At 59.2% G+C, this 566-nt stretch carries 1 protein-coding gene; it reads left to right on the forward strand.

Features of this window, described 5'->3' with window-relative positions:
• Positions 1 to 79: 79 nt before the first annotated feature.
• Positions 80 to 566, forward strand: a 487-nt coding sequence (locus tag ACR6JA_RS22685) for a hypothetical protein (protein WP_494599716.1), incomplete at its 3' end; no start/stop codon positions are given.

Genomic DNA, 566 nt, shown 5'->3' on the forward strand with positions numbered 1-566 from the left:
CGCGATCGTCCAACAAGCCGCTATAGCGTGGCGCGCAGCCAATCGCGGGCAGGCTCTGCCAAGCTACGAAGGCAGCGGCATGTCCACCGCCTGGAAATCGCTGCTCAACCAAATGTATATGCTTGCCGGTGAAGGCAAGCGCCAGACCGATGACGTGGCCGCGTTCGTGTCCACCCTTGGCTACTTGCCCCTGCGTCTCGTGCTGTCGGGCGGCGCAAAGTTGGTGGTCTACGCGCAACCCAAACCGAATGAAATGGACGATCGGCTTGAGCCTCACCCGTGGGTGCATCGCATCACTGTCGAGCGCGGTAAGGCCCGGTACAGTGAAAAGAACCGTCGCTGGGCCCTTCTGCCAAAAGCAGCGGCTTCGGAGACCACGATCCATCAATGGCCTGAAGCCGAACAGTGGCTCGGGAAGACTTCGATCTTCCAGTCATTTGATCAGAAGCAAGCCCTCTTTTCTGAGGTCTCGGGGGTCATTGCACGGCTGCGCCCCTACTGCGCCCAGATGAATGCTGAAGACTTTTCCAACGAGTTCTCCCTTTGGAGCAGTTTCCGCCGAAAGC

The sequence above is a fragment of the Cedecea sp. B1(4) genome, assembly GCF_059414925.1.